This window comes from Streptomyces sp. CB01201, from assembly GCF_002803085.1.
GTDB classification, from domain to species: domain Bacteria; phylum Actinomycetota; class Actinomycetes; order Streptomycetales; family Streptomycetaceae; genus Streptomyces; species Streptomyces hundungensis.
This window is the reverse complement of sequence record NZ_NNBJ01000026.1, coordinates 23,219-37,261: the sequence shown is the minus strand read 5'-3', so window position 1 is coordinate 37,261 and position 14,043 is coordinate 23,219. Positions and strand designations below refer to the sequence as shown.

The 14,043-nt window shown below is 72.9% G+C and carries 12 protein-coding genes; 9 read left to right on the top strand and 3 right to left on the bottom strand.

Annotated elements, in window-relative coordinates; all coding sequences use genetic code 11:
• The first annotated feature begins 30 nt into the window (after positions 1–30).
• The 4 genes from CG740_RS35770 to CG740_RS35755 all read left to right on the top strand — a co-directional run bounded on the left by CG740_RS35770 (position 31) and on the right by CG740_RS35755 (position 3,775).
• Positions 31–2,253: an MMPL family transporter gene (locus tag CG740_RS35770; protein ID WP_100579482.1), complete on the top strand. Its 2,223-nt coding sequence runs from the start codon at positions 31–33 to the stop codon at positions 2,251–2,253.
• An 87-nt stretch (positions 2,254–2,340) separates the two neighbouring features.
• Positions 2,341–2,772, top strand: a complete 432-nt coding sequence (panD, locus tag CG740_RS35765) for an aspartate 1-decarboxylase (RefSeq protein WP_100579481.1) — start codon at positions 2,341–2,343, stop codon at positions 2,770–2,772.
• A 26-nt stretch (positions 2,773–2,798) separates the two neighbouring features.
• Positions 2,799–3,137 (top strand): GNAT family N-acetyltransferase, encoded by a 339-nt coding sequence (locus CG740_RS35760; RefSeq protein WP_100579480.1) that lies wholly within the window; start codon positions 2,799–2,801, stop codon positions 3,135–3,137.
• Positions 3,138–3,139: 2 nt separating this feature from the next.
• Positions 3,140–3,775 carry an aspartate/glutamate racemase family protein gene (locus CG740_RS35755; RefSeq protein WP_100579531.1) on the top strand — a complete coding sequence of 212 codons (636 nt, stop codon included), beginning with the start codon at positions 3,140–3,142 and terminating at the stop codon, positions 3,773–3,775.
• Between the two features lie 366 nt (positions 3,776–4,141).
• Here the strand turns inward: CG740_RS35755 and gndA are convergent, their stop codons facing one another.
• Positions 4,142–5,584 (bottom strand): NADP-dependent phosphogluconate dehydrogenase, encoded by a 1,443-nt coding sequence (gene gndA, locus CG740_RS35745; RefSeq protein WP_100579478.1) that lies wholly within the window; start codon positions 5,582–5,584, stop codon positions 4,142–4,144.
• Positions 5,585–5,817: 233 nt separating this feature from the next.
• On the opposite strand from gndA, the gene CG740_RS35740 reads away from it, so the two are divergent.
• Positions 5,818–7,020 (top strand): transglycosylase family protein, encoded by a 1,203-nt coding sequence (locus tag CG740_RS35740; protein ID WP_100579477.1) that lies wholly within the window; start codon positions 5,818–5,820, stop codon positions 7,018–7,020.
• Here the strand turns inward: CG740_RS35740 and CG740_RS35735 are convergent.
• Positions 6,990–7,931 carry a DMT family transporter gene (locus CG740_RS35735; protein ID WP_199846678.1) on the bottom strand — a complete coding sequence of 314 codons (942 nt, stop codon included), beginning with the start codon at positions 7,929–7,931 and terminating at the stop codon, positions 6,990–6,992. The genes CG740_RS35740 and CG740_RS35735 overlap by 31 nt on opposite strands.
• 237 nt (positions 7,932–8,168) lie before the next feature.
• On the opposite strand from CG740_RS35735, the gene CG740_RS35730 reads away from it, so the two are divergent.
• Together CG740_RS35730 and CG740_RS35725 are read left to right on the top strand one after the other, a co-directional pair.
• Positions 8,169–8,939 (top strand): (2Fe-2S)-binding protein, encoded by a 771-nt coding sequence (locus CG740_RS35730; RefSeq protein ID WP_376494813.1) that lies wholly within the window; start codon positions 8,169–8,171, stop codon positions 8,937–8,939.
• A gap of 136 nt (positions 8,940–9,075) precedes the next feature.
• Positions 9,076–10,602 (top strand): SDR family NAD(P)-dependent oxidoreductase, encoded by a 1,527-nt coding sequence (locus CG740_RS35725; protein ID WP_100579475.1) that lies wholly within the window; start codon positions 9,076–9,078, stop codon positions 10,600–10,602.
• A gap of 124 nt (positions 10,603–10,726) precedes the next feature.
• Here CG740_RS35725 and CG740_RS35720 read toward each other — a convergent pair whose 3' ends face one another.
• Positions 10,727–11,320, bottom strand: a complete 594-nt coding sequence (locus tag CG740_RS35720; RefSeq protein ID WP_100579474.1) for an inositol oxygenase family protein — start codon at positions 11,318–11,320, stop codon at positions 10,727–10,729.
• 340 nt (positions 11,321–11,660) lie between these two features.
• Between CG740_RS35720 and CG740_RS40600 the strand changes: the two genes are divergently transcribed.
• A complete protein-coding gene (locus tag CG740_RS40600; RefSeq protein WP_199846677.1) occupies positions 11,661–11,834 on the top strand; it encodes a hypothetical protein in 174 nt (57 codons plus the stop codon).
• 169 nt (positions 11,835–12,003) lie between these two features.
• Entirely contained in the window at positions 12,004–14,031 is a 2,028-nt protein-coding gene (locus CG740_RS35715; RefSeq protein ID WP_100579473.1) for a S9 family peptidase, read from the top strand.
• Positions 14,032–14,043 lie beyond the last annotated feature (12 nt).

Sequence of the window (14,043 nt, the reverse complement as noted above, 5' to 3'; positions counted from 1 at the left end):
CAGGTCACCACCACAGACAGGGCCACGACCATGACCAACGGCTCGGCCGTCGAGAGCGGAACCGGACTGCTGCACCGCCTGGGAAGCTGGTGTGCCCGGCACGCCTGGCGGATCGTGATCGGTTGGCTCGTCCTGCTCGTCGCGATCGGCGCGGCGCACGCGCGGTGGGGCGGGAGCTTCGCCGACAGCTTCTCGTTGCCGGGCACCAGCACCCAGACCGGCGCGGACCTGCTCAAGGCCCACGGCGGTACGTCCGGCACCACGGCCCCGGTGGTGATCAAGTCCGAGCAGGGCTCGGTCGCCGACCACCAGGCAGCCGTCGAGGCGGCGGTGAACAACCTCGCACACCTGCCGGACGTGGTCTCGGTGAAGGACCCGCTCACGACCCCCGGGGCCGTCTCGCCGCAGGGCAACATCGCCCAGATCGGCGTCACGTTCACCAGCAACCCCGCCGGCTTCGACCACGCGTACGTCGGCAAGGTCGACACCGCCGTGCAGCCGCTGCGCGCCGACCACGTGACGGTCGACTACGGCGATCCGCTCGGGCAGTTGGCCGCGCCCAAGGCCGCCGACCTGACCTCCGAGGTCATCGGGCTCGGCGTCGCCCTCCTGGTGCTCCTGATCGGCTTCGGCAGTGTCGCGGCCGCCGTGCTGCCCCTGGTGACCGCGGTGCTCGGCCTCGCCGTCGGCCTCGCCGGACTCGGCCTGCTCGCCGCGCAGTTCAGCTTCGGGCAGGCCGCCCCGACGCTGGCCGCGATGATGGGCCTCGGTGTCGGCATCGACTACGCCCTGTTCCTGTCCACCCGCTACCGGGCCCTGCTCGGCGCCGACGGGGGCGGAGGCATCGGGAACGGCCTCGATCCCGCCGAGGCGGCCGGGCGCACGGTGGCCACCAGCGGACGGTCCGTCCTGGTCGCCGCCGCGACCGTGGCCATGGCACTGGCCGGTCTGTACGTCTCGGGCATGGGCTTCATCGGCACCCTGGGCGCGGCGGCGGGCCTGACCGTGATCGTCGCGGCCGCCGCGTCCGTCACGCTCACCCCCGCACTGCTCGGCCTGCTCGGGCGCCGCATCGACCGTCTGCACGTCCGCAGGCCGGTCGCCGAACCCACCGGCACCGACGACGTCTGGCACCGCTGGGCAGCCCGGGTCGGCCGCAGCCCCTGGCTCTTCCTCGCGGCGGGCCTGATCGTGCTCGGCGTCCTCGCCATTCCGGTCGGCTCGCTGCACCTGGGCCACATCGACGCCGGGGCCCAGCCCACCTCCACCACCGACCGGCGCGCCTACGACCTGATCAGCCAGGGATTCGGGCCCGGCGCCAACGGGCCGATCACGGTCGTCACCAAGCTCGACGGCCAGCAGGCCGCCGACCCGTCCAAGAGCCAGGCCCTCGCCACCACCCTGCAACACGACCTCACGGCCGTGCCGGGCGTCGCTTCGGTGACGCCACCCCAACCAACCCCCGACCATGCCCTGTTGGTCAGTACGGTCACCCCCGACACCGGACCGCAGGACCGGGCGACCACCGACCTGATCCACACCCTCCAGGACCACACCGTGCCCGACGCCCTCTCCGGCACCGGCGCGACCGGCTATGTCACCGGACCCACGGTCTCGGGCCAGACGTTCACCGACACCCTCGTGGCGAAACTGCCGCTGATCATCGGCGTGGTCGTGGCCGCCGCCTTCGTGCTGCTGCTCTGCGTCTTCCGCAGCCCCCTGGTCGCGCTCAAGGCCGCCGTCCTGAACCTGTTCTCCATCGCCGCGGCCTACGGAGTGGTGGTCGCGGTCTTCCAATGGGGCTGGGGCGGCTCGCTGTTGGGCGTCGGTGAGAAGGTGCCGATCGAGTCCTATGTGCCGATGATGATGTTCGCGATCATCTTCGGGCTCTCCATGGACTACGAGGTCTTCCTGCTGGCCCGCATCCGCGAGACCTGGCTGCACGGCGGCAACAACCACCTCTCCGTCGCCACCGGCCTCGCCGCCACGGCCCGCGTCATCACCTGCGCGGCGCTCATCATGACCAGCGTCTTCCTGGCGTTCATGCTCTCCCCGAACGTCGTGGTGAAGATGCTGGCGCTCGGCCTCGGCGTGAGCGTGATCGTCGACGCGACGGTCGTCCGGCTGCTCCTGGTGCCCGCGACGATGTACCTCTTCGGCCGCGCCAACTGGTGGATCCCGGCCTGGCTGGACCGCCGGCTCCCCAGGCTCGACCCGGAAGGCCCCGCGCAGCACCCGAACCCGGACGCTTGAGCCGGGCGCGCGACGGGTTGTAGAGTAGGAAAACCGCACTTGACCTGCATAAACGCAGGCAGGGAGCCTAAGTTCAGGAGTACCTCGATGCTGCGCACCATGTTCAAGTCCAAGATTCACAGAGCCACCGTCACCCAGGCCGACCTGCACTACGTGGGATCGGTCACCGTGGACGCCGAGCTCATGGAGGCCGCCGATCTGCTCCCCGGTGAGCTGGTCCACATTGTCGACATCGACAACGGCAACCGCCTGGAGACGTATGTCATCGAGGGTGAGCGCGGCTCCGGAGTCATCGGCATCAACGGGGCCGCCGCCCATCTGGTGCACCCCGGTGACCTGGTGATCCTCATCAGTTACGCCCAGGTCGACGACGCCGAGGCGCGGGTGCTGAAGCCCAGCGTCGTGCACGTGGACGGGGCCAACCGGATCGTCGGGCTCGGCACCGACGCCGCTGCCCCGGTGCCCGGCAGCAACCAGCGGCGCAGCCCGCAGGCGACGATCCCGGTCCCGCAGCGCTGACCCGTTCCCGGAGAGGACCCCGCGCCATGACAGAGATCCGGGACGACCGCGCCCAGGGGCTGCTCGCCGCGTACGAGGGCGGTGAAGTGGTCGGCCGCATCGCCTACTTCGTACTCGACCAGCCGTCCGCCGCGCTGGTGGCGGTGCACACCGTCGTGGAGCCCGGGCACGAGGGCAGGGGCATCGCCGGCGACCTGGTGCGGGAGTTCTACGCCATTGCGGCGCGCGAGGGCGTGCCTGTCGTGCCGCTCTGCCCGTACGCCGCGAAGTGGGCCGAGCGGCATCCTGGCGAGGCGCCGGCCGCCCCGGCCGTCCTGGTCGAGGCCGCCAAGGCGCAGCTCGCCGCCGACCCGGAGCTGTGGTGAGCGTGCTCGCACTGCTGCACACCTCGCCGGTCCATGTCCCGGTCTTCGACGCCCTGCGGGACGAGGATGCCCCGGGCCTCGGGCTGCGCCACCTCGTGCACGCACAACTCCTCAGCAGGGCAGGGGAGTCGGGCCCCGACGCGGTGGCTGCGGACATCGCGGCCGTCCTGGCCGACGCGGTGGCCAGGGGCGCGGACGCGGTCCTGTGCACCTGCTCCACCATCGGCGCCGTCGCGGAGGCGATGTCCGCGTCCCTGGGCGTTCCGGTGCTGCGCGTCGACCGGCCGATGGCCGCGGCCGCGGTGGCGCGGGGGCGGCGGATCGTCGTGGTCGCCACCGTCGCCTCCACGCTCGGGCCGACGGCCGCACTGATCCGCGAGGAGGCCGGCGACCGGTCGCTCGCGCTGCGCACGGTGCTCGCCGAGGACGCCTGGCAGCACTTCGGATCGGGGGACTCCGAGGCGTACTTCGCGGAGATCGTCCGGGTGGTGGACGCCCTCACGGACGTCGATGTCGTCGTCCTCGCGCAGGCGTCGATGGCGCCCGCCGCCGAGCGGACCACGATCGGCGTTCCGGTCCTGTCCAGCCCCCGGCCCGGACTGCGGGCGGCGGCCGCGGCGGCGGGCCGGGCCCGCTGACCCGTACGGGTTGAACCGGCGGGCGCCGGGCAGGCGCGCAGGTGAAGCTGATCTCAGACCATGAGGAGGCCGAACATGACCGTGCCGCACCCGGAGCCCACCCCGCCGTGGCCCACGCCGCTGCCCGATCCCGAACCTGGCCCGATCCCCGGACCGGGTCCCGGCCCCGGCCCCGATCCGGTTCCGCCGAGGCCCGGCCCCGGTCCCGACCCGCAGCCGCCGAGCCCGGGGCCCGACCCGAGGCCCCCGCAGCCGGACCCGGACCCCGGTCTGCCGGACCCCGTGCCGCAGCCCCCGGGCCCCGACCCCGTACCGGGCCCGCCGCAGCCCGAACCGGCGGGCTGAGGGGCCCGGCCGCGGCGCCGGTCAGCCGGTGCTGACCTCGGACCGGTCGCCGCCCCACAGCGTGTGGAACGAGCCCTCCCGGTCGGTGCGCCGATAGGTGTGCGCGCCGAAGAAGTCGCGCTGGCCCTGCGTCAGCGCCGCCGGGAGGCGCTCGGCGCGCAGCGCGTCGTAGTACGCGAGCGCCGCCGAGAAGCCGGGCACCGGCACGCCCTGGCGGGCGGCCGCCACGATCACCGCGCGCCAGTCGTCCTGCGCCGCGCCGATCTCGTCGCCGAACCGCTTGTCCGAGAGCAGGCTGGGCAGTTCGGGCTGTCCGTCGTAGGCCGCCCGGATCCGGTCCAGGAACGCGGCCCGGATGATGCAGCCCGCACGCCAGATCGCCGCGACCGCGCCGGGGTCGACGTCCCAGTCGTAGTTCTGGCTGCCGGCCTGGACCTGGTGGAAGCCCTGCGTGTACGAAACGATCTTGGACGCGTACAGCGCCTGCTCCACCTGCGCGGCGAAGGCAGCCGCCTCCTTCTCGTTCAGCGGGCTCACCGCGGGCCCGGTCAGCGAGCGGGCCGCCTCGCGCAGCTCGGCGTGGCCCGACAGGGACCGGGCGAACACGGCCTCGGCGATGCCCGACACCGGAACGCCGAGGTCGAGCGCGATCTGCACGGTCCAGCGGCCGGTGCCCTTCTGCTCGGCCTCGTCCTCGACCACGTCCACGAACGGCTTGCCGGTGGCGGCGTCGACATGGGCGAGCACCTCGGCCGTGATCTCGATCAGATACGAGTCGAGCCGCCCGGTGTTCCAGTCCCGGAACGTCTCGGCGATCTTCTCGGGGGAGTAGCCCGCGACCGTGCGCAGCAGGTGGTACGCCTCCGCGATGAGCTGCATGTCGGCGTACTCGATGCCGTTGTGCACCATCTTCACGAAGTGGCCCGCGCCGTCCGGCCCCACATGGGTGACGCACGGGGAGCCGTCCGGCGCCTTCGCCGCGATGCGCTCCAGGAGCGGACCGAGGGACTCGTAGGACTCGGCCGAGCCGCCCGGCATGATGCTCGGCCCGTTCAGCGCGCCCTCCTCGCCGCCCGAGATGCCGACGCCCACGAAGTGGATGCCCCGCTCACGCAGTTCGCGCTCGCGCCTGCGGGTGTCCTCGAAATGGGCGTTGCCGCCGTCGATGATGACGTCGCCCTTTTCGAGCAGGGGCGCGAACTCCTTGATCACCGCGTCCGTCGCCTCGCCCGCCTTGACCATGATGACGAGCCGGCGCGGGCGCTCCAGGGCGGCCACGAAGTCCTTGGGCGTCTCGGCCGCCACGAAGCTGCCCTCGCCGCCGAACTCCTCGACCAGGGCGCGGGTCTTGGCGGCCGTCCGGTTGTGCACGGCGACCGTGAACCCGTTGCGCGCGAAGTTGCGGGCGAGGTTGCGGCCCATGACCGCGAGTCCGGTGACGCCGATCTGGGCTGTTCCACTCATGCGTGTTTGCTCCTGGATCCTCGGGGTGCGCGACGCCACGAGCGTCCGTCATGGCGCACGTTTGGCGCCCACCCTACGGAACGCGGCACGTCATACGGCATGGACGGGATCCCCGACACGGCGTGCCGAAAGTCCTCACTCCCCTGAAGGCTTCCCTCCGCTTGTCCGACCCCTTGTCATGACCTGTTCGCAGCCCCTACTTTGGCGGCTCTTGGAGCCTTCGAGGGGGACTCATGGCCTTACGCGGCCGGCACCGCCGGTACCAGCCGAGCCGGATCAACCAGGCGTCCCTGACGGTCACGGCGGGCGGCGTGGGCATCGCCCTTCCGCTGATCGCGGCGGGCACCGCGGACGCCGCCTCCGTCGACGTGTGGAACAAGGTCGCGGCCTGTGAGTCGACCGGCAACTGGCACATCAACACCGGCAACGGCTTCTACGGCGGGCTCCAGTTCACCCAGTCCACCTGGGAGGCGTACGGCGGCCGCCAGTACGCGGCACGCGCCGACCTCGCGAGCAGGGACCAGCAGATCGCGATCGCCGAGAAGGTGCTCAAGGGGCAGGGCCCCGGTGCCTGGCCGGTGTGCTCGGGCGAGGCCGGTCTCTCCCGCGGCGGCGCGAACCCGCAGCTGACCACGACCACCGAGATCAAGCCGCAGTCGGCGCACAGGGCGGCGAAGTCCCCGGCGAGACCCCCGGCCGTCAAGCCCGCCGCCCCGAAGAAGGCCGAGCAGGCGAGCCCGACCAAGGTGCCGGGCCAGCGGGAGTCGTACACCGTGATGCACGGCGACTCGCTGTCCCTGATCGCCGAGCGCCAGCGCGTCCAGGGCGGCTGGCCGCACCTGTACGCCGAGAACCGCACGGTCGTCGGCGCCGACCCGGACCTCATCCGCCCCGGCCAGCAGCTGACGCTCCCCGGCGGTGCCCCCGCCAGACCGACGGCCCCGCCGAAGAGCACGGCCAAGCGCCCGGCTGCCAAGCCCGCCGCCAAGCCCCCCGCCGCCAAGCCCGTGGCGAAGGCGCCGGCCAGGACGGCCGCCTTCACCGCGCCCGTCGACGCGGAGCCCAGCACCCCGTACCACAAGGCCGGTTCCTCCTGGGCGAGCGGCTATCACACCGGCGTCGACTTTCCCGTGTCCACCGGCACCTCGGTGAAGGCGGTCACCTCCGGCACGGTCGTCGCGGCCGGCTGGGGCGGCTCGTACGGGTACCAGGTCGTCATCCACCACCCCGACGGGCGCTACAGCCAGTACGCCCACCTTTCCGCGGTCAATGTGAAGACCGGCCAGAAGGTCAACACCGGCCAGCGGATCGGGCGTTCGGGCGCGACCGGCAACGCCACCGGGCCCCATCTGCACTTCGAGATCAGGACCGGTCCCGCCTACGGATCCGATGTGGACCCGCTCGCCTACCTGAGGGCGGGCGGCGTGGCCGTCTGATCCGGGGTGTCTCCCCGGCGGGCGGCGGAAGCGGGCGCATTGGGCACGTCCGGGGCCGGCGTCAGGACCGGCCCGTCGTGGTGGGCCGCGTGCAGCCGCTCGGTGGTGAGCAGGATCAGGCCGCCCGCGGCCACCACGCCGAAGCCCAGCGCGATCGCGGTGCCCGCGGTCCCGTACCGGAACGATTCGCCGAACAGGGTCAGGCCGATGGCCGCGGCGACCACCGGATTGACGACGGTGACCGTGGCGAGCGGCGCCGCCAGGCCCGCGCCGCGATAGGAGGCCTGCGAGAGCACCAGGCCCGCGGTCGCGAAGGCGGCTATGGCGAACAGGATGGGCAGTTCCGTCAGCGGAAGGCCCGACTCCCAGTCCTCGGCGACGGACTTGGTGAACACCGAGGCCAGACCGAACGCGCCACCGGCCGCCGCGGCGAGCAGCACGCTGCGCGTGACCGCCCGGTGCAGGGCCCGCGACGCCACGAACAGCGCCGCGACCGCCCCGAGCCCGGCCGCGGCGAGCACCAGGCGCGGGCCCATGGCGACGGCGCCCGCGTCCGCCCCCTTCGTCAGCGTCAGGAGGCCGGCGAGGCCCGCCGTGGCCATGACGGCACCGCGCCAGGCGGCGGCCCCGGCCTTGCGCCGGATGAACACGGCCGACATCGGCAGCGCGAAGACGATGGTGAGCGCGCCCATCGGCTGCACCAGCGTGAGCGGGCCATAGGCCAGGGCCGCGACGTGCAGCACGGCGCCGAGGCCGTTGAGGGCGACCGAGCCCCACCACGCCGGGCGGCGCACGGGGGCGTACGCGCTGCTGGGGGTGGAGGCGGCCACGCGCTCCTGAACGATCGCCGCCGCCGCGTACGCGACGGCGGAGACCAATGACAGCAGCACGGCCAGGACAAGGGCGCTCATGGCTCCACAATGTCTCGTTGTGAACCCCGTGTCGTCGTCCCTGAGCACCGATTGACGCGTACTCCAGGAGGAGTAGGGGCATACGACCAAAGTCGTCCCAGATATCGGACTTTCAGTAAAACCGCAGCTCAAACAGGGCGTCAAGAGGATCTGGCGATCACCTTCCGCCACCCCGCGCCGACCGGCGCCCCTGCGCCCGCGGACCGGGGGACCGGACGTCCATGACTTCGTGCCACAGTGGCACGAACTGACATCCAGGGACGGGCGGGCAGGGCAGTGCATCCGGAACAATGGGCCGAGGTCTCGTCGGTCGGCGGCTTCTTCGCCCTGAGAACCGGCACGGCAGGCGACGCCGCCGGCCGCCCCCTCGCCGCCGTGTACGCGGGGGAGGACGCGCCCCTGAGTGCCCGCGTCGACACGGTGGCCGCCCGGCTGGGCGCTCCCGAGCGCCGGGTCGCCGCGTCCATCGCCCACCTGGGGCTCGCGGCCCGGCTCTGGTCGATCGCGCTCGGGCCGGCCGTGTTGCACGGCGTACTGCCGGACCTCGGGGCCGAGCGGCTGTGCTGGGACGGCCGGCGCACCTCGCCGGACGATCTGCTCCTGACGCCCGGCGGGCCCGACCGCGAGGCGAGCGCCGAAGCCCTGGCGCAGGGCGTCATCGACGGCCATCTCGCCCCGCTCGCCGAGGTGTTCCGCCGCGACACCCCCGTCTCGTACGGACTGCTGCGCGGCAACGCGGGCTCGGCCCTGGCCGGTGCGGTGCGCGAACTCCACGGCTGGGCGCGGAAGTCGGGGCGCCCGGAGGTGGCGGACCGGGCCCTGGCCCTCGGTGCCGAGCTGTTCGAGCACCCCCAACTCGCCGACACCGGAACCCTGTTGAGCGGACCGGCCTTCCGTAGGCGCAGCTGCTGCCTCTACTACCGCTGCCCCGGCGGCGGCCTCTGCGGCGACTGCGTCTTCGAACGGCCACCCGGGCGAAGCGCGGCGCGCCACGGCACGCGGCGCTGACACGGTTCGGCGACGCGCGAACGGCCGCCGCGCCGTGAAGGCGCCGGGCACCTCGGTTTGGTATGTGGGCCGGTCGCTCCGTACCATGGCGCTTTTGGGAACTTGATATTCGGACTGATCGAGGAACGCAGCGGCGATGACGGTGACAGAGGACTTCCAGGGCCAGGAGCAGGGCCCCGGTGTCGACGAGTGGCCCGCGCAGGGCGTTGACCAGGACTTCGGCCCCGGCATCGACCCCGAGCGGCTCGCGCTCTGCCTGAGCGTGCTGGCGGAACTCGACCGGATCGACGTCGACCACCCCGACGCGATCACCGTGCGCCGCGCCACGGCCGGCGTCTACCGCACCGTGAAGCAGCGCCGCCGCCAGGAGCGCCGCGCCGCCAAGACCGCCCACGACCGGGCCGTCACGGAGGCGACCGCCACCGGCTCCGCCGAGCGGATCGACGACGAGACCGAGGGTCTGCTGCCCAGCTCCTCCGTCACCGGCGAGATCGCGGGCATACTCCAGCGCCCCCGGTCCTGCTACATCTGCAAGACCCGGTACGTCGAGGTCGACGCGTTCTACCACCAGCTGTGCCAGAAGTGCGCGGCCGAGAACCGGGCCCGCCGGGACGCCCGCACCGACCTCAGCGGCAAGCGTGCCCTGCTCACCGGCGGCCGCGCCAAGATCGGCATGTACATCGCGCTGCGGCTGCTGCGCGACGGCGCGCACACCACCGTCACCACCCGCTTCCCCAAGGACGCCATCCGCCGCTTCAAGGCGATGGAGGACTCCGGCGACTGGATGCACCGCCTCGAAGTCGTCGGCATCGACCTGCGCGACCCCGCGCAGGTGGTCGCCCTGGCCGAGCGGACCGCGGCCCAGGGACCGCTGGACATCCTGATCAACAACGCCACCCAGACCGTGCGCCGGCTGCCCTCCGCGTACGCGGCCCTGGTCGACGGCGAGAGCGCGCCGCTGCCCGCCGGTGAACTGCCTGCCCACGAGGTCATCGGAGCCTTCAACTCCGGCGCGGTCGACGGCCTGGCCGCGCTGCCCGTCGGCACCTCCGGGCTCGACGCCCAGCGCGTCGCCGACCTCGCCCTGGTCGCCGGCAACGCCAGCATCGCCAAGCACCACGACGGCACGGCCCTGGACGCGGGCGGGCTGCTCCCGGACGTCGTCGACAGCAACACCTGGGTGCAGTCCATCGACCAGATCTCGCCGGTCGAGCTGCTCGAAACCCAGCTGTGCAACTACACCGCGCCGTTCATCCTGATCAGCAGCCTGCGCCCGGTCATGGCGGACGCCGCCCGCAAGGCGCCGAACGGCCGTGCGTACGTGGTGAACGTGTCGGCGATGGAGGGCGTCTTCAGCCGCGGCTACAAGGGCGCCGGGCACCCCAACACCAACGCCGCCAAGGCGGCCATGAACATGGTCACGCGCACCAGCGGCCAGGAGATGTTCGAGACCGACAAGATCCTGATGACGTCGGTCGACACCGGCTGGATCACCGACGAACGCCCCCACCACGACAAGCTGCGGCTCGCCGAGGAGGGTTTCCACGCCCCGCTCGACCTGGTCGACGGCGCCGCCCGCGTCTACGACCCGATCGTGCGCGGCGAGCTGGGCGAGGACCTGCACAGCGTCTTCCTCAAGGACTACGCGCCGGCCAACTGGTAGGCCAGCGGCTTTCGACCGGAGTGCGGCACGCGCACCGGCGTGCCGCCCTCCGGCGCGAACGGGAGGCCGTTTCCTGGCGCGAACGGGAGGCCCTTCCCCGGCGTCAGCGGGGCTGCTCCCGGCGTCAGCGGGGGCCGTTCCCCGGCTGGTCGAGCCGCGCCGCGACCAGCTCAAGGACCGGACGCCAGTCCTCCATCACGCCCACGTCGAGCCCCACGACCTTCCCCGCGTCATCGGCCTGCCGCAGCACCACGGCGTCCTCGGCCAGCGGATCGCGGGCGAAGGCCGCCGCCTCCTCGGGCCCCATCACCCCGCCCTGCGCCCGCAGGGTCAGTGCGCTCTGCGGCGACAGCGTCCGGTCCGGCTCGACCGCCGCCAGATACCGCTTGGCCGGCACATGCAGCCGGACGAGCCCGGCCACCCGGTCGCCGAGCAGGGGGCGCACCGCCCGTGCGGCCGTGTCGGCGTGTCCGGCGTCATCACCTGGATGGAGTAGATGGCCGAGGTCGTGCACCAGGCCCGCGACCTGGAGTTCCTTGTCGGCCGGGTGGGAGCGCCGCAGCAGGTGCGAGGTCTGGAGCGCGTGGTCGTGCAGATCGACCGGATCGCCGCTGCGGTCGGGGGTGTCCCAGGCGCCGCGGCACGCGTGCAGCAGCTCCATCAGCTCCTCGACCGAGCCCACTGTCCGGTCCGGAACGGGTCCGCTCGACAGCTCCATGTGGTCTCCTCCCCGCGCGCGGCAGCCGACCCCATCAGCAGATCATGGCGGGGTGAACATCGGGCTTAACGCCCGGCGAAGGAAAGTTGACGCAAAGGAAGTGGCCCTATCGAGCGCAACCGCGCTCATTTGGTTACTCTGGTGCGAACGGTAGCCACAGCGGGTCCACCAACCCCCAAGGCCCGTACCGGATCCGTCCCGCAACCTGCGGGCGGGATGCGGACAGAGTGCCGGCGCCACCGCGTCAGAACTGCCCTTGCCCCTGCCTTCGGGCGGACACCGGGTCGGAGACCGACGCAGACCGGGACGCCCAGGGTTACGCGACACAAAGGAGTGCGCGGTGACACCAGAGACCACAGAGCGCGAACGCCGAACGCCGGAACGCGGTGGCGAACGGCCCGGACGGCCCGAGAAGCTCCGCAACATCGAGGTCTGGGCCCGCTCGGCCCCGATCCGCCTCGCGGGCTACGAGGAGGACCTCACCGAGCCGCACATCCTGCCCGGCATCGACTGACCCGCGACGAACACCGGTCCGTGCCCCCCTCTCCACGGGGGCGCGGGCCTTCGTGATGCCTGGCGACCTCCGCATGCCGTTCCGGGCACGCGATTTGACGGTACGGCAGGGACGTGATTCGGCCCTTTGTCCCCTGTTGCCGCCCGCCTCCCCGGGACAGGATGACCGGATGTCCGAGACACCCGGTGACTCCACCGCCTTCCACGACCTGTCCGCCTTCCTCGCGATCCCGCGCGTCCACGGCCTCGTGCTCTCACCCGACGGAAAGCGGCTGGTGGCCGCCGTGGGGACCCTCAACGCCGAGGGCAACACCTGCGTATCCGGTCTGTGGGAGCTCGACCCCGCCGGCGCCCGGGAGCCCCGCCGGCTGACCCGTTCCCGCAAGGGCGAGTCGGCGCCCGCGTTCGCCTCGGACGGCACCTTGTACTTCCTCTCCGCCCGTCCCGACAGCGACCCCGCCACCGCGCAGGAGGACGAGGAGGGCGCGGCGGTGTGGACGCTGCCGGAGAGCGGCGAGGCCGTTCTGACGGCCCGTCACCCCGGTGGCATCGCAGGCTTCTGCCTCGCCCGGGACACCGGCACCCTCGCCTACACCGCGGGACTCCTGCCCGGCGCCGCCGACGCCGCGGCGCACGCGAAGCTGCGCGAGGCCCGGGCCGATGCCAAGGTCACCGCGATCCTCTACGAGTCCGGGCCCACCCGGCACTGGGACAGCGACCTCGGCCCGGACGAGCCGCACACGTTCGTGCGCCGCGTCCCGGACGCGCCCGGCCCGCCGGTCGACGCCGGCGGCCAAGGCAGCCCGAGCGAGGCCGAGACCGCGCTCTCGCCCGACGGCACCCGCGTCGCCCACACCCGCTTCGTCCACGGGCCGGTGCCCGACCGCAACCGCACCGTCGTCGTGATCGCCGACGCGGCCACCGGCGAACAGCTCCGCGTGATCGACCGGGACGGATTCGTCTACCACGCCCCGCTGTTCACCGCCGACGGCACCGGCCTGATCTGCACCCGGCAGGTGCTCGAAACGTACGACACGCCGTACTCCTACACCCTCGTACGCGTGGACCTGGCGACCGGCGCGGAGAGCGAGCTGGTGCCGGAGTTCGAGAACTGGCCCGCCGGCGCGGTGGTCTCGCCGCTCGCCGACGACGCCACCGTCTGGTTCGCCGCCGACGAGCTCGGGCACTCGCCCGTCTTCCGACGCGACCCCGACGGCACCGTCACCCGGCTCACCGCCTCCGGCGCGTACACCTCGCTGTGCGTCGCACCGGACGGGCGCACCCTGTACGCGCTGCGCAACGGGGTCGACCTGCCGCCCACCCCGGTCCGCCTCGACGCCGCCGCGCCCGACCAGGAGCCCGTCGCGCTCGCCGCGCCGGGCGCGGCGGGCCGGCTGCCGGGGGCGCTGACCGAGGTGCACACGGTGGCCGACGACGGATTCCCGCTGCGCTCCTGGCTGGTGCTGCCCGAGGGGGCGTCCGCCGAACGGCCGGCGCCGCTGCTCGTCTTCCCGCACGGCGGCCCCGAGACGTCCTGGAACGCATGGACCTGGCGCTGGAACCCGTGGCCGTTCGCGGCCCGCGGCTACGCGGTCCTGCTGCCCGACCCGGCGCTCTCGTCCGGGTACGGGCCCCGGATGCACACGCGGGGCTGGGGCCAGTGGGGCGGGCAGCCCTACCGGGACCTGATGGCGCTGACCGATGCCACCGAGGCCCGCCCCGACATCGACGCGAGCCGAACCGGCCTCGCGGGCGGTTCCTACGGCGGCTACCTGGCCAACCGCATCGCCACGCTGACCGGCCGGTTCAAGGCGATCGTCTCGCACGCCTCGGTCTGGGACATGGGGGCGTTCCAGTCGGACACGGACGCCTCGGACTACTTCCGGCGGATCTTCGGCGACCCGCTGACCCGGCCGGAGCGCTACGAGCTGAACTCTCCCGCCGCCGGCGCCGACCGCATCCACACGCCGATGCTGGTGGTCCACGGCGCCAAGGACTACCGGGTGCCGGTCGGGCAGGGCATGGCCCTCTTCCAGGCCCTCCAGCGCTGCGAGGTCCCGACGAAGTTCCTGTACTTCCCCGACGAGGGCCACTGGATCCTCGCCCCGAACCACGCCCGGCTCTGGTACAGCACCCTGCTGGGCTTCTTCGACCACCACGTGCTGGGCGGGGAGTGGCAGCGGCCCGAACTGGTGTGACGCCGCTCGGGC